The 26777-nt window shown below is 37.7% G+C and carries 19 protein-coding genes and 2 tRNA genes; 13 read left to right on the top strand and 8 right to left on the bottom strand.

Translation table 11 applies throughout. The features are described from left to right. Nucleotides 1–23: 23 nt before the first annotated feature. From ACORJQ_RS02550 to ACORJQ_RS02530, 5 genes are read left to right on the top strand one after another with little or no spacing between them, the layout of a single operon-like run. Nucleotides 24–1034, top strand: coding sequence for a glycosyltransferase family protein (locus ACORJQ_RS02550; RefSeq protein ID WP_321325735.1), 1011 nt, complete (start codon nucleotides 24–26; stop codon nucleotides 1032–1034). Then, nucleotides 1027–2085 carry a glycosyltransferase gene (locus tag ACORJQ_RS02545; RefSeq protein ID WP_321325733.1) on the top strand — a complete coding sequence of 353 codons (1059 nt, stop codon included), beginning with the start codon at nucleotides 1027–1029 and terminating at the stop codon, nucleotides 2083–2085. The genes ACORJQ_RS02550 and ACORJQ_RS02545 overlap by 8 nt, the downstream gene beginning before the upstream one ends. Next, nucleotides 2082–3059, top strand: coding sequence for a glycosyltransferase family 2 protein (locus tag ACORJQ_RS02540; protein WP_321325729.1), 978 nt, complete (start codon nucleotides 2082–2084; stop codon nucleotides 3057–3059). The genes ACORJQ_RS02545 and ACORJQ_RS02540 overlap by 4 nt, the downstream gene beginning before the upstream one ends. Then, complete coding sequence (locus ACORJQ_RS02535) at nucleotides 3056–4141, top strand: glycosyltransferase (protein WP_321325727.1); 1086 nt, start codon at nucleotides 3056–3058, stop codon at nucleotides 4139–4141. Before ACORJQ_RS02540 ends, ACORJQ_RS02535 begins: the two co-directional genes overlap by 4 nt. Next, on the top strand, nucleotides 4134–5414 hold the full coding sequence (locus tag ACORJQ_RS02530; protein WP_321325725.1) for a hypothetical protein: 1281 nt from the start codon (nucleotides 4134–4136) through the stop codon (nucleotides 5412–5414). The genes ACORJQ_RS02535 and ACORJQ_RS02530 overlap by 8 nt, the downstream gene beginning before the upstream one ends. A 66-nt stretch (nucleotides 5415–5480) precedes the next feature. Here the strand turns inward: ACORJQ_RS02530 and ACORJQ_RS02525 are convergent, their stop codons facing one another. After that, entirely contained in the window at nucleotides 5481–7676 is a 2196-nt protein-coding gene (locus ACORJQ_RS02525) for a putative phage tail protein (protein WP_321325723.1), read from the bottom strand. Nucleotides 7677–8021: 345 nt separating this feature from the next. On the opposite strand from ACORJQ_RS02525, the gene ACORJQ_RS02520 reads away from it, so the two are divergent. The 4 genes from ACORJQ_RS02520 (at nucleotide 8022) to ACORJQ_RS02505 (ending at nucleotide 11996) form a co-directional block, all read left to right on the top strand. Further along, nucleotides 8022–9407, top strand: coding sequence for a mannose-1-phosphate guanylyltransferase/mannose-6-phosphate isomerase (locus ACORJQ_RS02520; protein WP_321325721.1), 1386 nt, complete (start codon nucleotides 8022–8024; stop codon nucleotides 9405–9407). After that, complete coding sequence (locus ACORJQ_RS02515) at nucleotides 9407–9829, top strand: GDP-mannose 4,6-dehydratase (RefSeq protein WP_321326833.1); 423 nt, start codon at nucleotides 9407–9409, stop codon at nucleotides 9827–9829. The genes ACORJQ_RS02520 and ACORJQ_RS02515 overlap by 1 nt, the downstream gene beginning before the upstream one ends. A gap of 249 nt (nucleotides 9830–10078) precedes the next feature. Then, nucleotides 10079–11476: an undecaprenyl-phosphate glucose phosphotransferase gene (locus tag ACORJQ_RS02510; protein ID WP_321325720.1), complete on the top strand. Its 1398-nt coding sequence runs from the start codon at nucleotides 10079–10081 to the stop codon at nucleotides 11474–11476. Between the two features lie 148 nt (nucleotides 11477–11624). Further along, the gene (locus ACORJQ_RS02505; protein ID WP_321325719.1) at nucleotides 11625–11996 is read left to right on the top strand and encodes a VanZ family protein; all 372 of its coding nucleotides are present in this window, start codon (nucleotides 11625–11627) and stop codon (nucleotides 11994–11996) included. 102 nt (nucleotides 11997–12098) lie between these two features. Here the strand turns inward: ACORJQ_RS02505 and ACORJQ_RS02500 are convergent, their stop codons facing one another. Further along, a complete protein-coding gene (locus ACORJQ_RS02500) occupies nucleotides 12099–13466 on the bottom strand; it encodes an O-antigen ligase family protein (RefSeq protein WP_321325717.1) in 1368 nt (455 codons plus the stop codon). Between the two features lie 528 nt (nucleotides 13467–13994). On the opposite strand from ACORJQ_RS02500, the gene ACORJQ_RS02495 reads away from it, so the two are divergent. Both ACORJQ_RS02495 and ACORJQ_RS02490 read left to right on the top strand, forming a co-directional pair. After that, nucleotides 13995–15557, top strand: a complete 1563-nt coding sequence (locus ACORJQ_RS02495; protein WP_321325716.1) for an NADH-quinone oxidoreductase subunit L — start codon at nucleotides 13995–13997, stop codon at nucleotides 15555–15557. Further along, nucleotides 15554–17977 carry a YbcC family protein gene (locus ACORJQ_RS02490; RefSeq protein WP_321325713.1) on the top strand — a complete coding sequence of 808 codons (2424 nt, stop codon included), beginning with the start codon at nucleotides 15554–15556 and terminating at the stop codon, nucleotides 17975–17977. The genes ACORJQ_RS02495 and ACORJQ_RS02490 overlap by 4 nt, the downstream gene beginning before the upstream one ends. Before the next feature lie 340 nt (nucleotides 17978–18317). Here the strand turns inward: ACORJQ_RS02490 and ACORJQ_RS02485 are convergent, their stop codons facing one another. After that, a complete protein-coding gene (locus tag ACORJQ_RS02485; protein ID WP_321325710.1) occupies nucleotides 18318–18644 on the bottom strand; it encodes a hypothetical protein in 327 nt (108 codons plus the stop codon). 355 nt (nucleotides 18645–18999) lie between these two features. Between ACORJQ_RS02485 and ACORJQ_RS02480 the strand changes: the two genes are divergently transcribed. Both ACORJQ_RS02480 and ACORJQ_RS02475 read left to right on the top strand, forming a co-directional pair. Next, nucleotides 19000–19075 (top strand) — tRNA-Phe (locus tag ACORJQ_RS02480). A 39-nt stretch (nucleotides 19076–19114) separates the two neighbouring features. Next, a tRNA-Leu gene (locus tag ACORJQ_RS02475) sits at nucleotides 19115–19198 on the top strand. Nucleotides 19199–19580: 382 nt separating this feature from the next. On the opposite strand, the gene ACORJQ_RS02470 is transcribed toward ACORJQ_RS02475, so the two are convergent. The 5 genes from ACORJQ_RS02470 to ACORJQ_RS02450 form a co-directional block, all read right to left on the bottom strand. Continuing rightward, on the bottom strand, nucleotides 19581–20969 hold the full coding sequence (locus ACORJQ_RS02470) for an NAD-dependent succinate-semialdehyde dehydrogenase (protein ID WP_321325709.1): 1389 nt from the start codon (nucleotides 20967–20969) through the stop codon (nucleotides 19581–19583). 9 nt (nucleotides 20970–20978) lie between these two features. After that, nucleotides 20979–22250 (bottom strand): ectoine hydrolase, encoded by a 1272-nt coding sequence (gene doeA, locus ACORJQ_RS02465; RefSeq protein WP_321325706.1) that lies wholly within the window; start codon nucleotides 22248–22250, stop codon nucleotides 20979–20981. A gap of 19 nt (nucleotides 22251–22269) precedes the next feature. Beyond that, complete coding sequence (gene ectB / locus ACORJQ_RS02460) at nucleotides 22270–23532, bottom strand: diaminobutyrate--2-oxoglutarate transaminase (RefSeq protein WP_321325705.1); 1263 nt, start codon at nucleotides 23530–23532, stop codon at nucleotides 22270–22272. Between the two features lie 53 nt (nucleotides 23533–23585). Beyond that, nucleotides 23586–24749, bottom strand: a complete 1164-nt coding sequence (gene doeB2, locus ACORJQ_RS02455) for a N(2)-acetyl-L-2,4-diaminobutanoate deacetylase DoeB2 (protein WP_321325703.1) — start codon at nucleotides 24747–24749, stop codon at nucleotides 23586–23588. 68 nt (nucleotides 24750–24817) lie between these two features. Then, nucleotides 24818–26773 carry an alpha-amylase family glycosyl hydrolase gene (locus ACORJQ_RS02450; RefSeq protein WP_321325701.1) on the bottom strand — a complete coding sequence of 652 codons (1956 nt, stop codon included), beginning with the start codon at nucleotides 26771–26773 and terminating at the stop codon, nucleotides 24818–24820. Nucleotides 26774–26777: the final 4 nt, after the last annotated feature.

Raw genomic sequence — 26777 nt, 5'->3', positions numbered from 1 at the left:
AGAAAACCAGAAATTTACAAATAATGAAAATTAAATACTTTCCAGAGCCAAGCAAAGATAATCAGTATGTTCAAAATACGATTAATGCAATTGAGACCGCTTTTAAAACTAAAGTAGAAATTGCTTCAAGCTTAAAAAGCGTTATAAAAAGACCTAAATTGCTATTTGACCAGAAAAAAAGTGATCTTTTAATTATTAATTGGCTAGAGAATCATTTACGGTCTCCTAATAATGGGCTTTCAATTCTAGGGATATTCAAATATTTTCTGTATTTATTGTATTTTCGCCTAATTTCAAAAAAAACAATCTATGTAAGACACAATATCTACCCACACAATATGAAAGGTTTCCATGCAAAACTAGCTACTTTCATTACAAATATTGGGGAAAACCTGTGCCATAAAAAAATTGCACACTCAGGCCATTTAATTAAAGAAGGCTACGATTATGTACCACATCCTCTTTATAACTTAAGTTTAAGCAATGAATACAAATCAAGTTACGATAATTACTACACTATGTTCGGAAGAATAGAACGTTACAAAAAAATTGAAACCATTATTAAAAACTGGGATCTTGAAGAAACTCTTTTAATTGCAGGTTCAATTGGAGACCAATCTTATCTTGATGAATTGTTAAAACTGTCAGTTGGAAAAAATATTCAATTTGATGCCCGCTTTATACCTGACAATGAAGCTGCTAATTTAGTGAGTGCCTCCAACGGTATTATTTTGGCACACTCTGAAGAAAACATGATTGTCAGTGGTAGTTTTTTCTTTGCCATTACTTTGGGTGTATCAGTTTTTGCAATTAAAAATCCCTTTTTTAATTGGTTAGAAAAAGAAGGGTTTAAAGGTTTAATTGTTTTTGATGAGACTTCAGCAATGATAAAACAACTAAAGATCAACACTTCGCACCCAACAAAAAAAGCAATCCAACATAAAGCTGTACAGATCTTTGGCCAAGAAACAGTAAAGGAAAAATGGCTGGAAGCATTACTTGTCAGTTGCTCTGAGGATAACAGAGATGAATAAATTAGTAACTATTAACCCCCAAAAAGCGACCACCATGGGCGGTGTTGAAACTTTAATTCGTCATATTCAAGAGTTGTCTACAGATAAAGACATTTATGAGTTTTTTGAATTTGTACCAAAAGATGAACATTTTTCTGAAAGCACCAATGTTATCTATAACTGCTTTGGTTCTAAAAAAAGTGCTGGATTATTACGTAAACTTTTAACGAAAAAAAACCAATGGCGATCGATTGCCAAATTAGAGCTTTCTAACGTAGATACTATTATCCTTTTTCATCCAAATGACTTGTTATATATTCCGTTCAGTACCTTACGAAAAAGCAAAATAATCTTAGTTCAAACTAATAAATTTGATATGTTTTTTGAGCCTTTCTCAAAGTTAGTAATGTTCTTTTATGCTAAATATATCCATTTTTTTACCGTCTATACTGATAAAGATAGTGAAGCCTTATTAAAAATATATCCTAAACTAGAAGGACGAATTCGAGTGATACCACGTGGTTGCAAGCTTGAAACGTCAAATCAAATTGCAACGTTTTCTAAAAAACTGGTGACCATTGCCCGTATTGATGAACAGCAAAAAAACTTTACTGAAATGATTAAACTAATTGACTCTTTACCCGATACATTTTGCTTAGATATTTATGGCGATGGTAGCCTTGATGAAGTAAGTGCTTTAAAAAACAAACTTAAAGACAATAAGCGAGCTTTTTACAAAGGGCCTACAAGTGATGTGGCAAAAACACTAAAAGAATATGCTGTATTTATTATGACTTCACGGTATGAAGGTTTTGGGCAAACCTTAATAGAAGCCAGAAGCCAAGGTTTGCCGATAGTTGCTTATAATAACTTTGATGCACTTACATGGATTATTGATGATGGTGTAAATGGTTACGCCGTAGACAATAAAAACCTAATGCAATTTAGCCAAAAAATACAAAAAATTTGTGCTGATAAACAGCAATATGAAACCATGTCCACTAATGCACTTAATAAATCCGTAGAAACAGAGAAACACCAAGTTGATCTGCTTTGGAGAGCGATTTTATGATTAAGTATTCAGTAATAGTGCCCGTTTATAACACCTACCAATATGTAAAAAACATTATTGATTGGTTTGAAACTGAATATAAAAACCGTGATTTAAAGGATATTGAGTTGGTCATTATTGATGATGGATCAATAGAAAAGCCTAATTATGTGATTGAACACCCAGGAATAAAAGTTTATAAAAAAGAAAATGGTGGCGTATCGAGTGCTAGAAATATGGGAACACTCAAATCCACAGGTGAATACATTCTTTTTTTAGATTCCGATGATATGTACTCCACTGGTATTTTTAATATCCTTGACCAACAAGCTAGTCATAATGCTGACACCATTCTTTTTTCAATACAAAAAAATATGGGGAAAAAGACAAAACATATTTGCAATAAGTACGCAGTTCTTTCAAGTAAAGAAAGTCTAGAAAACTTTTTTATTAAAAAAGTTAGATTACATATTTGTGGGCTGGCGACAAAAAAGGATAATTTAATATCACACAATCTTTTTTTTGATGAAAGTATTCATTTTAGTGAAGATATTCTTTTTATTGCGACTTTACTAGCTAATTCAAATAAATGTATCTTTATAGAAAACTTTCTTTACTTGCACACTGTTCGTGAAGGTTCAGCAATGAATAGCTACATGAATGAAAAGGCACTTACACACCTAATCGCTTTTGAAAAAATAGCACAACTTGGTTATCAGTTTTGCGATGAAAAAATTGTTAATTTTTTCATCGCAACTTGTTATGTCAATCTAATTAATTTTTTAGTGACCCACAAAACTCAAAACTCAGAACTATTTGATGGAATTATTTCTAAGCAGTCCTTTCTGAAAAAGAAAATGAAACTTAATCTGACTTATTATTCTTTAAGTATATTAACACTTAGAGCTCTTATGTTTGTTGACAACATTTTAAATTACCGTCTTTTACGAAGCATCTCTATCGTTAAACCTCGTCTTAAAAGTGAACAAAAATGAAAGTTTTAAATGTTGCTGAAACTACGAAAGGTGGCATAGAAACTTATTTTGGTTCTTTATCACGTTCAAAAAAATTAAAAAATGAGTTTTTGGCTGTTGGCTATGATATTTCAATTATTGATATTACAGATAAAAAAAGTCGTCTAAAAAACCTCTTAACCCTTTGCTATATATTGTTTTTTAAAGTTAATTTAAAATCATACGATGTAATTTTTCTACATAGTACTTTTGCAGGCCTACTCAGAATACTTGTCTATCCATACGCTAAATTGTTCAATATTAAAGTAGTTTATTGCAGCCATGGCTGGGCTTTTGATATGGAAGAAGATAAAAAAAGCTTTAAAAACAATCTTTATATTTTTACAGAAAAACTTTTAACACATTTCAGTGATATTGTTTTTTGTATTTCTCAGTCTGACTTAAATTCAGCTTATTCAGCAGGTCTATCAAAAAACAAATTGGTATTAAATTGGAATGGTGTACGGGCAAGTTCAGTTGAATCATCTAATGAAACCAAAGCACGACAAACTTCAAATGTAAAAGTTTTATTTGTTGGGCGGTTAGATCGCCAAAAAGGTTTATATGAATTTTTAACGACGATCAAAAGCATATCTCACAATCTAAATAAAGAAATCGAGTTTACAATTATTGGTGAACCCGTAAGAAATGATAGCCCTGAACTTTACGAAGTATTAGACCAAGCCATCGATAATGTCAAAATAATACAACTTGGTTGGGTAGCAAATGATAATTTAGATTACTATTTTAAAGAAACGGATTTTGTTATTGTACCTTCCCTTTGGGAAGGGTTTGGCTTAATCGTGGCCGAGGCTTTACGAAATGGTAAACCTGTATTTGCATCAGCCGTAGGGTCACTACCTTTTATGCTTAACTCTAAAACTGGATGGTTGTTTGATGCGAAAGATAGAGCTTCTTTAGAAAAGAATTTTAAAGACGTGATAAACAAAGAACTTTATAAAAAAATTAGCTCAGAAGATTGTTTAAATTATTTTTATGAAAACTTTCACGAAGACATTATGAATAAAAACTACTTACTTAATTTTGAGAAACTTTATGCCTAATGTTTTCCAACCACAAAACTCAAGCATTATGCGTATTTCAATTAAGAATATTCCATTCTACTTACTATGCTTAACGATTCCATTTGAAAATACGTCACTTGCAAGCATAGGTGGTGTATTTACAGCCCCGCTGTCTTTTTTACTTGTTCCTTTCTTTTTAACTTATATTATCTACAAAGCTAAATCACTAAATAAAAGTTCATTTTTTATTATTAAATATATTTTCTTTATGATTATTTATTCCTTAGCAGTATTGTTTTTTTATATTGATGAATATGACATGTATTTTTTAGTCGATCGCGGTATTAGGTTTTTGCTGTTAACAATCCCTCTTATTACCGTTTTTATAATAGGATCAATGCAGACTGAAGAGGTAATGAAGAAAGGCATATATATTACATTTAGTGTTGTAATGTTATCTTTCTTTATTAATTTATTGGTACCAGACTTGATTAATAACACATCTTTTATTCAATATTCAAGTGCACTATCAGTTGATAGAATGCGAGGCTTTACATTAGAAGCTAGTAATTTTGGTTTTCAATTTGTATTAATATTTTTAATGTTTCTTGCTGCCAAAAAACTGAATAACTTGATATTTATCCCCATCATAATATTAACTTGCTTGTTAATAACTTCTAAGGGATCAATTATAGGATTTATGGTTGCTATAGGAATTACCTTTGCTTTTTTTTCTAAAACTCATCCCGCTTTTAAAATAATTTTAGCTTTTATATTTAGCATTTTAATTTTCTATTTCCTACAATTAACATTAGAAGACACCATCACAAGAGATATAGAAAAGTACAACAGCATTGCTACACGTTCTACAGTCATTTTGACATCATTAATTACATTAGTTACCAATCCTTTTGGTGCAGGATTTTTTGGTTATTTACCGTCTATATATGAAAATGGACATACAGCTATGGATATTATGAATTCTTTGTTTCCAGGCGATTTAAATTTCAGTGAGTTCACACAATATCTAATCGTTGGTCAAACAGATGGTGTATCAACAAAAAGTTTCTTTTTTGACTGGTTAATTTATGGTGGATTAGTTTTTTTATATTTCTATATAAAGTTTGTTTTTAGACTTTTAAAAGTATTTATAATCACCAATAGTAAATTAGAATTTACCGTACTGATATTTTTAATGCTGAGTACTATGTTTTTCATTTCAATTGAGACTCGTTATATTGCTGCACTAGCCCTGTCTTTTCTTTATCTCAGATATAACAGTCTAGCTAAAGATCATCAAAAAAATGCTTAACATCATCTTCTGCGGCAATTTTGATATACCTCTTTGAGACATTGTATTCTGCTTAAGTAATTCAATTTAAATTACATTTAAAACTAAGCTATCCCAATAAGTAACAATCTTTTTATTTGGATTTTTTGATGTAGAAAATGATATTAAATTTAACCTAACGAATCTGGTGCCCGTAGGTGCATGCCCAATGAGTTTTATGTCAATCCAACCGTCATAGGAACTTGTTGAACTGTTTAATACTTTATGTTTAGTAGACCCTCCAGTACTTATGTATTTACCATTAGCATCATAAAAATCTAAAGCACTGGTAACTTTACCTGTTATATCTCCAGTAGAACCATTAGTGTTCTCTGTTACCCACTTTACCTTACCGAAAGCCAATACTAAATTACCTGAATTACAGTTTATTTCTTGCTCAACTTGTGATGAATTCCATGTTTTATCTCCGTCATAATCGCAAATTGTCTTAAGGCTTCGTGTGCCAACCCAATAATAATCATCACTTACAATAGCTGAGGCTGAATACGGTGCTGTATTATTAACAGTCCAAAAAGAAGGTGAGCTACCAATATCATCCATTTCAAAATCACAATTATCTAAACTTCTACCTACTAATGACCTTGAAATAGGTATTGGAAAGAATGTTTGAAACATTGAGTTTATGTATGCCTGCCCAGTAAGATAAACTCTGCCGCCGCCGCCAACCAATTCTTGATAGCCATCACCTTCATAGGTAGTTCTATCTGCTTTACTTTTAACTAAAGCGAGATCTGGACGATATTTTTTTACCGCTTGGTATTGGGGATTGTTTAATGTTAAGCCACCTGACCAGGCATGTTTATTTGAGCCTGTACCAGCTTTGCAATAAAACATGGTGCTATAGATATCTGTGTTTCGTATAACAATTGTTGGATTATCTAATACGCAACTAGCATGATTACCTGTTACTTCTAAAAACCTTTTATTTTTAGCTGTTGAAGCTGGATTTTCAAAATGTGGAGCAAACATTTTTACGTTAGAGTCCCCCTCAACGACCACCCTCATATTATCGAATGACCCCCCTGAAATATAGTATTCTCCAGCTGAGAATACTACCTTACCTATACCTCCATCTATGCGTTTATGGTTATCCGCAATAAAGCAATGATTCAGTTTTATATTTTCGCCAAAATCAATTCCTCTAAAGTAACTTGGGGTTCTCCAAGAGCCGCCAATAGTATTAACATGGTGCAGTTCAAAAGCCCATGACCCATTCCATAAGTCGATAACATCATCAAAATCAATAACGTTAACTCTTGAGATTATAAACTTACTAGTTACAACGACACCATCTGTTGATTGTCTTGCATTAGCATGGCCTATTTGTAAACCTGAGCCAGAACGCATTATCCCATTTTGCCCAAAAGTAAACCCTTCTAACGGCTTATAATTAGAATCATTAACTCTAGTAGAGTAATTTGTTGAAGTAGTGTATCTACCTCTAACTTTGATTGCGAAACCTTGTGTTGGATTGTCTGTCCAATACATGTGACAATTTCCAGAGCAATACCAACCGCCTGACTCGACATATATCGTAAATGAATAACTTGGAGATATTGCATAGGTTACTTTTTCATCAAAAACTAATCTCGCCCTAATATTTGTTAGCATGCAGTAATTATGTGCTTTTGAAATATACTCAGATTGACTTAAAACACCATCATTGAAATCTTCAACATAAACATCATCTAGTGGCTTAAGGTGCTCTAAACTGAATGGTGAATCGAGTTCAACTACTTTCCACTTTGTTGAGCCTGTAGTGCATATATCACCAATTTCAAGTTCTATAATATTTGCTGGTGAATTTATGGTTTTTATCATTTCTGATGTATTTTTGAAGAAAACGTGAGTGCTTGGTGATTTTGACGTTTTTTGCCTAATCCAACAGCCAAAACCCTCACCTTTTGCAAGCCATTCAAACACTTGCTTTTCATCTTCCCAATTAGTTGGAAAAGGTCTTAAGGGGTCTATTACATTAGATCCATTATGATGTGTTTTATCTTTGCTAGCATTCCAATAAAACATACCTCCTCCACCTTCTAAACCCTCTCGGTAATTATTTACATTTACTGAGTTGATTACTAATGGGTCTATTGCGGAAAGGTATTTTATTGATGAAACACTGTTATTGTTATAAAGGCTTTTGAGGTTACAAGTCCACTCTGAAAGTTTTTTGCACTCTTCTACTTTTTGAGATAAATCGGTTGGTTTTAATTCTGTCATTGAAACGATTCCTTTTAGGCTGACTTACCCCAATTTTCTATATAGTTTGTCCAGTTAGTAGGCTTGACTGTTTTTAATAAGTACCCCGGATGGGTACTCGTTTAATTACAGAATTAAATCTCTTATTATTGTAAATCACCCACAATTTATTTTGCTAAAGTTTAAGTTTGTTTAATGCTTTTAATAAACGATTCAACGGCAATGTTAAAATTTACCTATGCTTGCTATGAACTCACTCACCTACTCACCGTAAATTAATTTTTTCTTTTATTACGTAAAAAAACCTAAAAACCTAATTTAACAATCTATAATTTACCTCAGTAATATAAAATTTAGGAGCAACTTATGATTAACATCATCCTCTGCGGCGGTTCTGGAACACGTCTTTGGCCTTTAAGCCGTACTATGTTGCCTAAGCAATTTGTGCGTTTATTTAATAATCGCTCCTTGTTTCAAGATACTGTGTTAAGAAACCAGCCTGTGTGTTCACATGCCTTTGTGGTATCGAATAATGAACAATATTTTTTAGCGGTTGATCAGTTAGATCAAATCAATTCTCACTCGGCTCAATTTTTATTAGAACCCGTTGGACGTAATACTGCCCCTGCAATTGCTTTGGCGTGTATGGCATTAGACTCTGATGATTTAGTGTTAGTCACCACCTCAGACCATTTAGTAAAAGACCAAGCCGCTTATGAAGCTGCAATTTCAGAAGCTAAAGCGTTAGCAGAACAAGGTAATTTGGTGACGTTTGGTATTAAACCGACTTATCCAGAAGTAGGCTTTGGCTATATTGAAGCCAATGGTCATGATGTTTTATCGTTTAAAGAAAAGCCCGATGCCGATACCGCTCAATCGTATATTGACCAAGGTAACTATTATTGGAATTCAGGCATGTTCTGTTTTAAAGCGGGTGTATTTTTAGACGAGCTTAAACAATATGCTCCAGAGATGTACCAGGCCTGTGAAAAAGCTATGCCAAAAGATGGTTGTGATGCTGAAATTCGCATTGAACTGGATGCGATGAACGCCATACCAGAAGACAGTATTGATTATGCGGTAATGGAACAATCCCAAAAAGTGAAAGTCGTGCCTTGTGATATGGGTTGGTCTGACCTTGGGAGTTTTGATGCTTTATATGATGAAGTAAAACAACCAGGCCTGCAAAATGCCGTGTTATCGCGTTTAGATGATTCACCCGAACCAATTTGTATTGATTCAACCAATAATCTAATTGTGGCACGTGAACGCCAAATTGCTTTAGTGGACGTAGAAGATCTATTAGTGGTGGATACCTCTGATGCGATTTTAGTCTCTAAAAAAGGCAGTTCGCAAAAGGTAAAAGCCGTTGTGGCCAAAATCAAAAAACAGTCCCCTGAATTAGCCGACATTCACCGCTTGGCATTCCGTCCTTGGGGTTCTTATGAAGTGTTAGTGAACACCGAAGGGTATAAAGTAAAACGCATTATTGTTAAGCCGGGCGGACGTTTATCGTTACAAAAGCATTTTCACCGTAATGAGCACTGGATTGTGGTTTCAGGTACAGCAACGGTCACCGTGGACGATAATCGTTGTTTAGTACGTCCAAATGAATCGACCTACATAAAAATGGGCCAAACCCACCGCTTAGAAAACGAAGGCAAAATCGATTTAGTGATGGTTGAAGTGCAAGTGGGTGAATACACTGGCGAAGATGATATTGTGCGTATTGAAGATGTTTACGGACGTTAATTTTACAAGCCGCTTCTGGACGTAGAAAATCGATTACTGTTTTTGGACGAGATTACACTACTGACGATGGTACTTGTATTCGTGACTATATTCACATCAATGACTTGTGTTCTGCACATGCCTTGGCTTTAGAGTTTATTCAATCTGGAAAAGGCCGTGGGGCTTTGGCCTATAACTTAGGAAATGGTCAAGGGTTCTCGGTTCAACAAGTAATTGATGCCGTAGTTAAGGTAGTAGCAAAAGATGGTTATAGCCTAACGGTTGAAGACGGCGAACGCCGAGCGGGCGACCCGGCTGTTTTAGTTGTCGATGCGACTCAAGCTAAAACTTTATTGGGGTGGAAACCCAAATATGCAGATTTAGAAACCATTATTAATCACGCCTGGGCTTGGGAGAAGAAGGTATTTAACCGCAAAACTTAACATTGCTTTACCTTCTATCTCGATTTAGCTTGATTTTATAAGCTCTTTTATCTGGTTTTTATACCCTTTTGCATTATGTTGTAAACAATTTATTTCTTACACTATCATTTATTTTTATTCATTACCTATTTTTACTAATCATTTATAACATCGTATGCTAGAATTTAGATTCAGCATTGATGTTCTTTTACGTTGTTAAGCATTACTCAATTTAGTTTTCTGTATTCAATCAATTTAAGTGGGTTAAGGATGATTCAAGCTACTACTGGATTACGGTCAAACGACAATGCACCTTCAATTTTTCGTATATTTGATATCACTATTTTGGTAATAACACTTATTATTATTGTTAGTGTGTACGGCTTAACTTTTAATAATAATCATGTAATGGTTCTTACCCTTACTTTAGTTTTTTTCTTGTATTTAACTGAAGCGATGGGACTTTATCGTAAACTACGTTTAGGAAAATTTACCCAACGAGTAATGGTGATTTTTGCATCAACTACGTTAAGTTTTTTACTACTCACCTCCACCCTATTTTTGATTAAAGAGAGTGAACAATTCTCTCGTCTTGTTATTTTTAGTTGGTATATTTTCTCTTTAATTGGCTTTGTTGGCTGGCGACTCATTTTTCGCCACACTAAAAGAAATTTATATAAACAAGGGATTAATTTAAGAAAGGTGGCCATTATTGGCCTTAACCCAGTGGCGAGAACGTTACTTAGAGAGATTGAAAAATACCCTGAATTGGGTTTGGAGTTTGTTGGCTTTTACGATGATCGAGATAAAGGACGTTTAAAAGGCGACTTAAGCCAGCTTAAGGGCAATGTAAGTGATGCCTTAAAATTAGCCCAAGATGGCACCTTAGACAGTGTTTATATTTGCATACCGTTAATAGCTGAAACCCGAATTGCACGCATTATTCATACTTTAAGTGACTCCACAGTAAACGTATTTATGGTGCCCGATTTTTTATTAAGCACCTTAATGCACGGCAATATTGGTACCTTAGGCAACTTAGATACTATTAGTGTTTTTGAAGAACCTCTGTCTGGCAGTAAAGAATTTTATAAACGCTCATTTGACATTGTCTTTAGCCTTTTTGTTTTGGTATTAATCTCGCCGATTCTTTTAGCGATTGCAATAGCCATTAAAGCTACCTCTAAAGGACCGATTCTGTTTAAACAAGACCGTTATGGATTAGATGGTAAAAAGATTGGGGTTCATAAGTTTAGATCCATGAAAGTAATGGAAAATACCGATAAAGTGGTTCAAGCCACTAAAAATGACACCCGCATTACCAAAGTGGGTGCTTTTTTACGCAAAACCTCTTTAGATGAATTGCCGCAGTTTTTTGATGTTTTGATTGGCAAAATGTCTGTTGTTGGCCCCCGTCCTCACGCCGTTGCACATAATGAAGAATACCGTAAACTGGTGGATTACTACATGCTAAGACACAAAGTAAAACCAGGCATTACCGGCTGGGCTCAAATCAACGGTTGGCGTGGTGAAACCGATACCATTGAAAAAATGGAAAAACGTGTTGAATACGATTTGCAATACATTCGTAACTGGTCACTATGGTGGGATTTCAAGATTGTATTTATGACGGTGTTTAAAGGTTTCATTAATAAAAACGCTTATTAGATTTTATCAATAATAAGTCGATGTTTAGCCGTTTAATTTGCATTCAATGTTAAATTGGACATTGAAAATTCAGCACTCAAAATAAATTACCAGGCCTTTATTCCCTCTTGCGGGGTGTGGTAGTTTATTTTCTTCAATAGGCTTTAATGTGCATTTTTTATATCGTATTCGCTATTTTTTGTTTTTAGTATGTTTAGTCATACTGCTTTACGGTATTTTACGCCCCGAAAGCCCGCCTAATTTATTTACTCATTCAGATAAATACCTGCACTTTATTGCCTTTTTTGGTTTTAGTTTAGTAACCCGTTTTGCCTTTTGTAATAAAGGCATTTGGTTGGTTTGGTTTGCTCTATTTTTAAGTGCACCAGGCCTGGAATATTTACAGCATTATTTACAAGTTAGTCGTGAATTTAGCGAGGGCGATATGCTGGGGAATTTAAGTGGTGTTGTAACCGCGTTTATACTTTGGAAGCTGCTTTTAAAGCATTATTTTAATCGCTGTATAAAGCCTATTGTTTAAAACAAAGTAAGGCAAGGCAAAATAAACCATGTATGCACGCTCCCCGCATTTAATCAAAATAATACTTAGCAAGACTTTAAAATTCTAAAACTTTTTAGATTTTTAAATGATTTGTTTTCTTAGTTTTTTATTTTTGTGAGTATTGGCTAATACAGCAATAGCCGCGACCACAACATAAGTCATCGCATTGGCTGGAATTTGTAAATTAAAATCAGAAGCAGAGTGAATAATTATGGCTATCATCGCCATAGCCGCTCCAAAACCCACGCCACTGCGATAGTTTGATTGTTTGTTTTTTAAGGCTCTAAAGGCTTGATATAAAGCGATTAGCGTAAATATAACCAACGGCAAACTACCAATAAGACCGTACTCAACCCAAAATTGAATGTAATCATTGTGAGCGTGGTCAAAATGCCCACCAAAGTTTGGCCCAGCATGGCCCATAAAAACGACTTCAAAACTACCAGCACCATGACCTATCCATGGCTTTTCTTCCGCTAATGGAATTGAGTTGGTAAATGCTAATCCTCGTAAATCGTTTATATCAAAAATTAATTTGCCGTCTGCCTCTTGGCTTACACTGACCTCGGTATTAACTAGCCTGTCTTTTAAACGCTCCAAACCAAAATATTGGCTAATAACAATCATATCAATCACGATAAAACTGACTAGCAAAATACTGTTACGTAAACGGTGTTGCTTAGTAATGGCAATAAACACCGCCCCCACAATAATTAAACTGCTAAAAAAGCCTGCATTGCCCATTCTTGATTGTGTCATGACCAAACCAATCACCATAATCACCAAGGCTAAACGCAACTTGGTTTTTGGGCCTAGCAAGAGTTCGATAATGTTTCGCCAACGAAAAGGCTGACCATCGCGCAAAGCTAACATCAAACCGATTCCTAGGCCTATTGTCATCTCTAAATAGCCTGCTAGATGATTACGGTTTACAAAAGTTCCCGTGGCTTTGCCTAGATAATGCTCTTTTGGCACGCCAAAAAGCCACTCTACCTGAGATAGAACCATAGACGCCCCCCAAAATGCTTGAAAAGCACCACTGGCAACTAACACACTTAATAACAAGGTTAATCGTTTACGCGTGTTGAATAGGCTTATGACCATTAAGAACATTAAGGTATAGCTAATGCCCAACATGAGATATTGAAAGGTTTGACCAGGCCTGGCAGATAGATCAAATAACCACTGAAAACCAACCCATAATTGAGTAAAAACCAACATAGCCAACATGACCAGGCCTGGTAATTTTAATTTGGTATTTGATTCAGGATGTTTAAATAGATGAATTGCCCATAACAAAGCTAAGATTGCGACCAATAGTATTAATAATGCCGCTGACCAGTCTCGATTACTGCCTAATGGCAATGGTGCCCAAATAATTAAGGTAAGTAATCCCGCTACAATAATCCGTTGTAACAGAGATTTTTGAGTACTGTCTTTGTATTCCATTAAAGATTCCAAAATTAACTGAACGGCAATCTACCATAAGATAAAACATTGTAGACCATTAGGAGGATTACTTAAATTTAAACCGCCGACTATTCGCATTTAATTATTTAAGTTTTAAGTTAACATTTAGACTAAATATCTAGATGCCTTATACAAAACTGTCTTTATCCTTTTTGCCAGGCCTGGTCATAGGTTAACTGAACTTATCACGATTTAAATCACTATCGACACTATCGATTTATATATTCTTATGCTCTCTGTACACCGCATCCTCTTTTGCTTTTGTGTTTTCTGTTTGATCTGTTTTGGATTGTATTAACAAGATTTTCTAAATTACGTTTTATGTGGTCTATGGCGTTTTATCTAGTAAGCCAATTTTATGATTTGCATGCAAAAACGTCTTCAAATTGGGAGTTCTCTATAGTACTTATTGGATATATCAATTATTCATCGCATACAAACTTCACTAATATTCATCCTAAGTAAAAGCATCAACAAACGATATATGAAAAAGATTAGGAGTTTATGATGAATATACAAATTGTTTGGTCAATTTTAATCTATGCCATACCCCTGCTCTTTTTAATAGGAGCAGGCACAAACCTTTATAGGGTTAATTGGAAGATGGCTAAGTGGATCACTGGGCTAACGTTTGCTATGTCAGTCGTATTTGGTTTATTAGTGGTCTCCAACGGAGTATCTTTATCTCTCATTCAAAATGAGGGATGGTTAAACCCTTCAAATAGCAGTGTGATTATGTTGATTTTAATCAGCTTTATTGCACTCATCAATGTGCGTTTCTCTGAAACCTATATGTCAGGTAATGCAGAAGAAGAAGCTCGTTTTTTACGTTGGCTAATGATGGCTTTAGCCGCAGTAACCGTTGTGGTAATTAGTAATCATTTACTCATTTTACTGGCCGCTTGGGTAGCGATTAGCAGCAGCCTTCACAAGCTTTTGGTGTTTTATCCACAACGTCAACGTGCAGTATTAGCAGCATATAAAAAATTTATTTTTGCTCGTATTGCAGAATTTACCTTGTTCATAGCCATTTTACTTTTACATTACGAAACTGGTTCTTGGTTAATTAGCGATGTTTATAAAGCAATGGAATCTCAACCAGAGTTATCTTTTACTATGCAGATTGCCGCCATTTTATTAGCTCTAACGGCCTTAATTAAGTGTGCTCAATTACCTTTGCATGGTTGGTTAATTCAAGTGGTCGAGGCCCCAACTCCGGTATCGGCATTATTGCACGCAGGGATTATTAACCTGGGTGGCTTCTTAATGATTCTGTTTGCCCCACTCATCATGCAGTCTGCGGTTGCCCAATGGTTGCTGTTAATTGTGGGCGGTCTAACCACGGTGGTGGCGGCGTTAGTTATGATGACTAAGGTTAGTATCAAAGTGCGTTTGGCTTGGTCTACCATGTCGCAAATGGGATTAATGTTGGTTGAGTGTGGTTTAGGGTTGTATGAGTTAGCACTATTACACTTGGTTACTCACTCTTGTTACAAGGCCTATGCATTCTTAAACTCTGGTACCGAAGTGGAGACCGATTTAAAACGCCGTTTGGCCTTACCAAAAATGCCGGTTGTGACTCAATGGTTGATCAGTGCTGTATTTGCCTTTGGTTTTGTCGCAATCATTATTATGTCATTTGGCTTATCAGGCCCTTATAGCCCATGGTTACTCCTTGGTATTGCCATTATGATTTTATTGGCCGAAAAAGACAGTCGCACCCAAAAAGGGAGTTTACTTGGGGTATTGAGTATGGCTGTTATTTTAATCACGGCTTATAGCTTACAAAAATATGGTGCGGGGTTCATTGTTCATCAAATGCCGCCTGCCACAGGAGTATGGGGTGACCTTTTGATTGGCCTGTTATTAGTGATATTTCTATTACTGTATTGGGTAATGCGATATTGGCCAAACCATCCAAAAATTGTGCACTTTAGAGTCGATTTATACGCTGGGTTTTATTTAGATGAATGGGTAACTCGTCTTAACTTAAAACTGTTCCCAAAACGTTTACCAGTCAGGGTGAATCCAAAACAACTGCAAATACCTGAAAAGGAGATGATTCAATGAAAAATGTTTCTATAGACATCAAATCACCGCCTCGCTTGCAAGAAGCACACATTGCAGCTATTAGGACCGCCTCTGATTTAATTGCCCCAACCTGGCCTTTAGATCAGTGGATTGCGGTAAACCCTTGGTGGGAGCAACGTCACAAGCCTTTTAAAGACGTAGCATCACACTTGGCGGCTTTATCACAAATTAATTGCTTGCCAAGTAAAACCTACTTTGAATCTTTGTGGATGGAACGTATTCAGCCTGAACATCTACAAAAATCAATTGATGAATCTGGGTTAGAGATTGATATTCGCATGTGTGAATCACACCTACTTTCTCACGATGAAGCAGCCCATTGGCACAATATCAGTGACTTAATGGACAGCGGTCGTAACCGTCTTCACAAGATGGCTTGGCGTGATGAAATAACACATCAAATCAGTCAATTTTGTGCATTCTATTATCACGATTCAGAGGTTTATAGCCAGTTCAGTAATGGCAATGAAAGCCTGTATTTAAGCTGGCTCAAAGCCACTCATGCCGACAAAGGAATAGAAATTGTCATGGATGAGCCGGGCTTAACTGAAGTGTTTGAACAGCTTCCAGATACGGCTGAAGCTCTAATTGCTATGGCTTTAGATGACTTAGACATTGATACAGAAGCTCTAACTGATTACGCTCATGCCCTTTTACTGGATATTAACGGCTGGGCATCTTGGGTTGCTTATGTACGTTGGCAAGGTCGTTTAAATGAGACACCAAAAGACCAAATGATGGAACTTTTAGCTATACGTATGGCTTGGGAATGGGTGCTTTGGAGCTATCAAAAACAAAAAAACAAGAGTGTCTTTGGAGAACTAAAATTCTTATGGCGTCACCAGATGGCTAGGAGAGATGCTCTAAAAGAGTCCAATGCACATGCCCAACAAATCACTTGGATATGGCAACGTGCGGCTGAGCTAGCGTATCAGGATTCTTTGCATCAACAAATGCAAAAACCAAAGCCAGAAGCTCCACCCAAAGCCATTGTACAGGCAGCGTTTTGTATTGATGTTCGCTCTGAAGTCATTCGTCGTGCTTTTGAAGCCCAAGATGCTCGTATTCAAACCTTAGGGTTTGCAGGTTTCTTTGGTCTACCCATTGAATATCAAGCACCGGGGAGTTCTTTAGTGAGACCACAGTTACCAGGCCTGCTAAAACCTTCTGTTCGGTTAACACCGATATTGAACGAATCAGAACTCAGTCAGCAAAAATCGGTTTTTAACCGAAAAGCACGTTGGTTAGATTGGGGAAGTTCAGCACCCGCTACATTCAGTATGGTCGAAGCGAGTGGTTTACTGTATGCCTTTAAGTTATTGCGTAATACGCTCTTTCCAGAGGCACATCAACACCCTGTAAATGATCTAGACCTAGGAAAGGCATGGCAACTTACACAAAATGATTTGCCTCTTACCACTGAGCAACAAGTTGAGTTAGCTGGTGGGATTTTGAAAGCTATGGGCCTAGACCAAAACCTTGCCAAATATGTCATGTTAGTGGGTCATGGCAGCCAAACCTGTAACAACCCGTTTGCAGCAGGTTTAGACTGCGGTGCCTGTGGTGGTCAAACCGGAGAGCTTAACGTAAGAGTATTAGCCTACTTGCTTAACCAGGCTGAAATTCGCGCAGGCTTAAAATCACAAGGTATTGAAATACCGGAAGAAACGCAATTTATTGCCGCCCTTCACAATACCACCACCGATGACATTCAATGCTTTGACATTGACGAAGTGGACAGTGAATTACAAGACTGGTTAGAAGAAGCGGCTAACTTAGCAAGACAAGAGAGATCAACTCGTTTAGGTTTAACGCATCTTCAAGGTGAAGCTCTTCATAAAGAGATTCGTGGTAGAACAAAAGACTGGTCTCAGGTTCGACCAGAATGGGGGTTAGCCAATAACGCATCCTTTATTGTTGCCCCGCGTCAACGTACGCAACATTTAAACCTGCAAGGTCGCAGTTTTTTACATGACTATAAAGCCGAAAATGATACCGACTTCAGTTTGCTAGAACTGATTATGACCGCACCAATGGTAGTGACAAACTGGATCAACCTGCAATATTACGCCTCAGTTTGTGACAACTATAAATATGGCAGTGGTAACAAAGTGTTGCAAAATGTCGTAGGTGGCAATATAGGTGTGTTTGAAGGTAATGGTGGCGATTTACGGATAGGTTTAACCATGCAATCAATTCACAACGGTGAAGATTGGATGCACGAACCTTTACGTCTCAGTGTATACATTGATGCACCACAAGAAGCTATTGCTGAGATTGCTGCAAAACATGAAAGCGTAAGTAACTTAATAGAAAACGAATGGTTGTATTTGTTTAGTTGGGACCGTAACGGAAATATTCAACGCTTCAATGGCAAGCAATGGTTAGAAGTGGCTTAACCAAAAATATAAAAACCAAAAGCATGAAAAAACATTATGAAAAATGTTTTCTCATCACTTCTAAACTCAAGCTTAGTCCATAAAACTTAAACTGAAGGTTTAACTTAGTAGAGCAAAAAATCGCTCTATTTGGTTAGGCCTTTTTTTATGCCTCAAAAAATTTTCACCGCGATATTCCTATTCCCCCCCCAAAAAAAATAAGACCGTCACCCTACGTTACTGTCTCAATTAAAAAAATGGCAATAACACCATCTACGTTCGAATTAAATTTAGACAAGATAACCCATCCAAAATTTAAACCAAAAAAAGCCCCGTAAAACGGGGCATTTTGATTAAAAGATTATTCAACTAGGTAATCCATAAGGTTGATGTATAAACGCTCCAAGCGTTTAATGTTTTCTGCGGTAACTTGCTGATCGCAATCAGGGTGTTTCATTGCAGCTTGGTTCAGCTGCCATAAACGCTTACAGGTAGCAATAGTCATACGCAATTCATAAGGAGAAGGGTTACCCGCTTCTTGCCAATCGCCAGGCATCATGTCGACCTCTTTTTGGGTAAATTCAATTAACCTAGATGGACTTTTAGTCGCGGTTTTTTGGTTTGGCTCATTTACGGTGTGAGCCGTTCTTTTAGCTTGTTCAGCTACAGGAGAATATTGAATGGCCATAATGCGTTACCTCTATTAAAAATCAAGTCACGATTTTGATTATAGAGGGCCTGACCCATTGATAATAATTGGACTTTCCTATAAGTGACTGCGAAAGTAGTCTATGGATAGAGATAGCTAAACAATGGGTGAAGACTTAGAACACAATTTTAAAAAATAGACAGGGCTTTAAACCAAGTACGATAGAGCTGCACTCATCCTATCCTCATGTAATCTCTTTCAAGGCCACTGAATACTCAAAGAATATCTATGCTCAAAATAGACATAATTTGGGCACACAGAATAAAATCATATTATTTCAAAATAAAATTTGACAGTCGCAGAGCCCATCCATATAATACGCCCATTCTATTTTGGCCACATAGCTCAGTCGGTAGAGCAAGGGATTGAAAATCCCTGTGTCCCTGGTTCGATTCCAGGTGTGGCCACCATATTTTAATAAGGTGTTTAATTTATTAAACATCTTATTCGCGGGAGTGGTGGAATTGGTAGACACGCCAGATTTAGGTTCTGGTGCCTTTGGTGTGAGAGTTCGAGTCTCTCCTTCCGCACCAATTCAAAAACCTCGATTGATTCGTCAATCGGGGTTTTTTTATGTCTAAAATTTTTAGTTTTTACCCTTAATAAAATTAAAGAGACTGTCCCTAGATAACTAAAATTACCTAAGATGGCACTTGTCGTTGTTAATACAACTACTGCTAGTTATTACTTTCAGCGTTTAAAACAGTCCAAATTAAATTACCAGGCCTGGTAAAAACTGAAAACTCTTTATCCAAAATCGAATGTAACAATCTCTTCTTGACCAAGTATTGCGGTTATTAACTTTAGCAATAAGTATCTAGATTAATAGGAATTTTATAGAATAAAAAAACACCGCTAATTAGCGGTGCATAAATGACAGAGTGATTAGAAATCCATTATGAGGTTCAGTCATTTTTAAACCTCAACTTTTGGTCCTATCCAAACTTGCTGATAATTCACAAACTCTTTGATTCCATGAGGGCCTAATTCACGCCCGTAGCCAGATCGTTTAATACCGCCACTTGGCAAGCGTGGATCACTCTTAACGATACCATTTATAGTGACCTGGCCAGCTTCAAGCATAGGGGCTAACTTAACCGCTTTATCCACATCTGCAGTCCAAATTGAAGCCGCTAAACCGTAAGGGGTGTCATTAGCTATTTGCATAGCCTCATCTTCTGATGTAACTTTCATGACTACCGCAATTGGGCCAAACGTTTCTTCACAAGAGGCTTGCATATCAGGGGTAACGTCAACCAACAAGGTCACCGGATAGAAAAATCCTGGGCCATCCGGCATCTCACCACCTAATAAACATTTACCACCTTGATCAATAGTCATTTGTACTTGGCGATGCAAACCTTCTCTTAAGTCGGCTCTAGCAATTGGCCCGACTTGCGTGCTTGTTTCAGCAGGATCACCCATTTTTAACTGGGCTAATTTGCCTTTAAGCTTATCCACAAATTCATCATAAACTGAATCCATCACAATTAAGCGTTTGGCTGCAATGCAAGACTGACCCGCATTGATAATTCTGGATATGACCAATGCTTCCACCGCCGCATCAATATCTGCATCTGCAAACACTAGGCTTGGATCAGAGCCGCCAAGTTCAAGAACTGCGGGTTTAATTTGTGAAGCCGCTAGAGAAGCCACCGCACTACCCGCACCACTAGAGCCCGTTAAAGAGACGGCTTGAATTGCATCATGTTTAATCACAGATTCTACTTGCTCACGATGTATAGGAATGTTTTGCATAATACCTGGGGTTAAGCCTAATTCTTCAGAAACATCACTGAACAGCTTGGCAATGGCTTCTGCACACGCTGGAACATGTTCATCGTGCTTCATCAAACAGGTATTACCTGCCATAATGGCAGGAGCACAAAAGCGGAAAGCTAACCAAAATGGCGCATTCCAAGGCAAGATACCAAGAATGGTACCTAAAGGCAGGTGTTGTACATAACTGTGGGTGGCATCCGATGGTAAATCGATTGATGACAGATAGGTTTCACCATTTTCAGCATAGTGTTCTGCACACCAAGCAGATTTTTCGAGCTCGCCGTAAGACTCATTAATTGGCTTGCCCATCTCTACAGTCATGAGCAGAGCAAGCTCATCCTTATCTTCTCGTATTTTTTCTGCAACTCGATTTAACAGTTTTCTACGGGTATCAAAATCGGTTAACTTCCAACTTTTAAACGCGATAACTGATTGTTCTATTGCCGCGTTAAGCTGTGAATCGTCCATTGCTGGATAACGGTGCACTTCTTGGCCCGTGCAAGGGTTAATCGCTACTAACATGGCATCCCCTTATTTGGCTGTCTTATTACTCGATTGTTTATTAGTCGTTTCAGAACCTTCAGCTTTGCTAGCACTGATTGGTGTCACTAATTTGCCTTTACTCTTTTCTGCTCCACCAGGCTTAATGACAAAATCTCTTTCAAAGTCTTCAAAGAAAGAGCCACAACCTTTTTCAGTAATATAAAAAGTGTCTGATATACCACAAGTCTTATCACCATCAACACCCCATAACCATGGAATTATATGAAAGGTCATTCCTGGTTTTAAGATATCTGACTGCCCTTGGTTTAAGCTCAGAATGTAACCTTCATCCCAAGAAGGAGGGAACGCAATCCCAATAGAGTAACCAGATCGAGTAATCAGGCGTGCACCAACATTATTTTCATGCAGGATACTACGTACCATGCGATCTACTTCTGATACTGTCATACCTGGTCGTAACTCTGTTTGTAACCAACGCAGGGCTTTTTTCATTTTCTCTTGGGCTTGATACATACTGTCAGACATTTCGCCACAAATAGCGGTTCGCATCATTGCGGTATGATAACGTCGATAACAACCTCCTACCTCTAAGAATACGTGCTCTCCTGCTTCAACTTTTTTACCCTCCCATGATGCGTGTCCAATCATTGTTCTCGGCCCAGAGGTCACATAAGGCATCACTGCGGGTATTTCTCCACCAGCTGCAAACATCGCCTGGCTGATAGCGGCACCAATCTCGTTTTCCGTCACCCCAGGTTGCACCATATCCAAACCTGCTTGCATACCTGCCTTTGTGGCTACGGCCGCCTTTTGCATGGCAGCTAATTCATATTCAGACTTACAAATTCGGCTCTGCTCAACAATTCCAAAACAATCCATTAAACGGCTACGCATAAAGGCTGTTTTAAATACATCTTGCTGATAAGCGTTAAAATAATAAGAGTTACGCTCATAACCAATTGTGCCGCCTGCAAGTCCAAACTCTACCAATGAGCTCACTAACATTTGAATGGCATCACCGGTATCTGGATATGGACGTGTGATTTCTACCCAAGTACGGTGAATCACATTTGACTCTTCTAGTTTGCGAGTCACCATAAACGGCTCACCTTCTAACGGCACAACTAATGCCTGAAAAAAAGAGTAACCTGTCGTTTGGTAATCCGTTAGATACATAATATTTTCTGCATCAGAAATAATAACCGCATCCAAAAGGCGTTCAGCCATCCGAGCACGCAGTTCACTAATTCGGCGTGTATATTCCGCAAAAGGGAATGTCATATCATCTCTTTCAATCATGTTCTCTCTCCCTTATGCATTAATGAGCATGTACTTTTATTTGTCGTTCTAGAGCCTCTTTAAGAATGGCAAAACCTTGCTTAAGATCTTCGTCAGGAATCGTCAAAGGCGGAATCATTTTCATCACTTCACCCCCAATACCACAAGGCCCAAACAACATGCCGTTTTCAAAACAATCTTTTGCCACTGCTTTTGATAAAGTGCCATCTTTGACATCAATAGCTTGCATCATCCCTTTACCACGAACCTCAAATCCGTGGTCGGGGTAACTATCTGCAATCTCTTGAAGTTGTTGACGCATCATTTCACCCTTAGCTTGGGTCTGTTGCATAAAAGTATCATCATCAAAATAACGAAGTGCTTCTCGGCCTGCTACGAAAGAGAGGTTTTGTCCGCGAAAAGTTCCAGTATGCTCACCGGGTTGCCAATGTTTGTCGTGTTCAGGCTTGACTAAATTCATCGCCATTGGTGTACCCATGCCACCAATCCCTTTTGCTAGAGTAATAATATCTGGATCAATATCGAGATCTTCAAAACTAAAATATTGACCGGTACGACCACAGCCTGCTTGAATATCATCAATAATTAATAACGAACCTAAGTCCTTAGCCAGTTTTTGCAAGGCCTGCATCCACCCTTTAGAGGCGACATTAACACCCCCTTCTGCTTGAACGATCTCAACGATAAAAGCGGCCGGGGCTTCAACCCCACTTGAGGTGTTTTGATACATGGCTCTTAAGGTATCTAGAGTTTGCAAACCGCCCCCCTCATGGGTTTCAAAAGGACAGCGAGAAACATTTAAAAGAGGAACGCCTGCGGCTTGACGAAAATAGTGATTGGCAGTACAAGCAAGGGCACCCAACGTCATACCGTGAAAACCTTGAGTAAATGAAACCACGGTTTCTCGTTTAGTGACTTTACGTGCTAGTTTTAGAGCCGCTTCAACTGCATTAGTACCAGTAGGACCCATAAATTGAAGCTTATAGTCCATTTCTCTAGGTTTGAGAATGGTTTCTACAAATGCTTTGATAAACTCTCGTTTGGGTGGTGTCATCATATCTAGAGTGTGTATAACACCGCCAGACTGTAAATATTCGACAAGTGCTGTAGTCATCTTAGGGTTATTATGCCCAAAATTGAGCACACCTGCACCAGCATAAAAATCTATATATTCTTTACCTTCTTCATCAATCTGGCGAGCGTTATCACCCTTAACAAATACTGCTGGGTAAGCACGACTATAAGCACGTATATCGGATTCATAAGTTGCAAACCAATCCATGACGGCCCTCCTTTTTTGAATTTAACTGACCACTTTAGTGCAGTCAAACTAACTCAAGCAGGAATTATGCCTATTATTTTTGAAAAACTACGCATGACCAATTCAATTAGACGATCATTAAATTGATAGTGAGGGTTGTGGCAAGGATAATGATATATGGATTGGTTTCCCTGTTGCTCAGACATACCTATCAAAGCAAAGGCACCCGGAATCTCATTTAGATAATAACTAAAATCTTCTGAGGCCATAATAGGTAGCATTAAATCGACTTGATCATAAGTATTACCCAATTCATCTTTTAGCACATCGCGGAAATGTGCTGCAGCTGAGTGATTGTTCACTGTAGCCTCATAACGAGGTAAGACCTCAACTTCAGCCTCCACGCCATAAGATAAAGCGGTATCTTCTGCAATCTGCGTTATGAGCTCTGTCAATTTAGGACGCCACTTAGGGTCAGACAAGCGAATGCCACCTGAGATTTTTACCGTTTGAGGAATAATAGTGACATCAGAATCAGCCAAAATACGGGTAACACTAATAACTGCCGCCGCTTGCGGCGGTAAACGTCGACTAACAATCTGCTGCAAATTCAAAGTAATTGCCGCTGCCGCCAACACTGGATCACGACAAGCCTCAGGTTGTGAAGCATGACCTCCTAACCCATTCACCGCTATATGAAAACTACCGTTACCTGACATCACAGGGCCATCTGGACAAACTGCGCGGCCAAATGGCATAGCAGGCCAGTTGTGCCAGCCATAGATTACATCAACCTGCTCAAGAGCACCGTCTTCTATCATTTTTTTAGCACCATGCCCGCCTTCTTCCGCAGGCTGAAATAGAAAACTCACAGGACCTTCAAGGCTAACTTCATTTTGTTTCGACCAATACACAACACCCAACAGTGCAGCCATATGCCCATCATGTCCGCAAGCATGCATTTTACCGTCAAAGCTTGAACAGAAAGGGACATCGACCTGCTCTTGTATGGGCAAAGCATCCATATCTGCACGCAATGCAATATGCTTTCCAGCTTTATTTGCAGCCAGCGTAGCAACTGTTCCGTAAGTCGCACAAGCTCGCCAAGGAACGGCCCACTCATCTAAACATTCACGAATTTTTTGTGCAGTATTTTCTTCTTGCCAAGTCAATTCAGGGTGCTGATGAAACCAATGCCTCAGTTCGATTGCATTCTGTACCGCTTTTTGCCACTCCATTTAACCCCTCTTTTCTGGTAACAGACTTTTCGTACTTTGTTCCTTAAAACTTTTTACTATGTAATTAACTACATCTCTCTAAGCCAGTAGAAACCAAAACCAGGAATAATTAATGAATTATTATAAATTTCAGGTTGCTGGCGGCTTTCCAAATCAAATAATTGACCTTGGTCATAACTGCCCCAACCATTCACCTCTTCTAATTCTAACTTTTGTGGTTGGTTGTTAAAGTTGGCTACGACCAACACTCGATCACTCGATTTTTGAGGGTTAAAGCGACTAAAGACAAATAAATTTGGATTACTGACATCGACTAACTCACGGTTATTAAAATCAGCAAAGACATTGATTTCTTTACGAACAGAAATCATTTTTTTAATTCCATTAAATATTTCATATTCAATGGTTCCTGTAACATGGCGTTGCTCAGCTTTTCCCCAGTTAATACATGGACGATGTACCCAGCGATTATCGTCAACTTTATGCGGATCATCGAGATAGGAGTCATCATTTAAGGTACCAACTTCATCACCATAATAAAGTAGAGGAATACCACCAAACGACAAAATCATGCTGTTCAAAAGCAGAATCTGTTTAACTGCATTTTCTTGTGCTTCAATGTCTCCTGAATTGGTTGCATACTGCAATCCAATCAATGAGGCCAGAGAGCCAGAAATACGCGAATCGCCCGTTTTGAAATTCTCTGCAAAAGGTAGGCCACGAGCGTGAGAATCGTCATAACGCCCAGTTAGATAGTCGATTAAAAATCGACGATGTGATTGTGGTTCATAACCCGCTTGAATAATATCTTTATCATCAAACCCTAAACCAATATCATCGTGACAGCGAATGTAGTTTAACCAGGTTGCACGCTCTAATTTGACAGGTAAACTTTTAATGCCCTGGGTTAATAGCTTGGCATTTTTGGTTGCAACGGCATCCCATAATAACGCCATATAAGTCGCGTTATAGGCAATCTCACACTCTTTGGCAATAACCGCATCTTCACCAAAATATTTAGTCACTTCTGAGGGTGCCACAATCGCTTCAGCAATAAACAATACGCCAGGTGCCACTACCTGACAACAATCTTTAAGCAGTTGTAATATTAAGTGGGCTTCATGTTCGTTTTGGCAGGTACTACCGAGTTTTTTCCAAAGAAAGGCAACCGCATCCAAACGTAAAATATCTGCGCCTTGGTTTGCCCAGTAAAGAATAATATCAAGCATATCAATAAAAACGGCGGGATTACTGTAGTTTAAATCCCACTGGTAATTATTAAATACCGTCATAACCCAACGCTGCATTTTTTCATCCCAAGTAAAATTACCTGGTGCGGTTTCTGGAAACACTTCCAGCATACTTTGTTCAAACATGTCTGGGACATTTCGAGATTCAAATGTGTAGTAATAATCACGGTAAATAGGATCACCCTCACGGGCTTTTTCTGCCCATTCGTGTTCGTCTGAGGTGTGGTTTAAAACGACATCTAACGCCAATAACATATCGCGTTCTCGCATATCCTCCGATAGGTTTTTTAAATCTTCAAGAGAACCCACACGGTCATCAATCTCACGAAAATCACTTACCGCATAACCACCATCACTCTGGCCTTCTGGACATTTCATAATCGGCATAATATGCACTAAATTGACACCTAGCTCTTGTAGGTAACTTAGATGTCCCCGCATATCTTTTAAATCTTTAGCAAAGCCATTGGCATAAAGTGCCATGCCTACCCATTTTTGACTTAAAAACCAGTTGTAGTCTTTCTCTCGATCTATGTCTTGCTGCTTTAATTCATCTGAACGTTTGATGTATTTTCTGGCCATGGTTTCAACCAACTTTAAAGACTGTTGGTCAAAATCAGGACGGTTACCGTATAACTTTGCAAATAAACCATGAATCGCATAAAAATTTGCCCCTAAGCGGGTATAGAAATGGCGTAGATCTTTTTTATAAATATCAGGTTTGATTTGATTGAGTATATCGTTCAATAACGAATGAGAGATTTCTTCGTACATAGGC

The sequence above is a fragment of the Thiomicrorhabdus sp. genome (assembly GCF_963662555.1).
Lineage (GTDB): Bacteria > Pseudomonadota > Gammaproteobacteria > Thiomicrospirales > Thiomicrospiraceae > Thiomicrorhabdus.
This window is presented reverse-complemented; position numbering and strand designations above follow the sequence as displayed.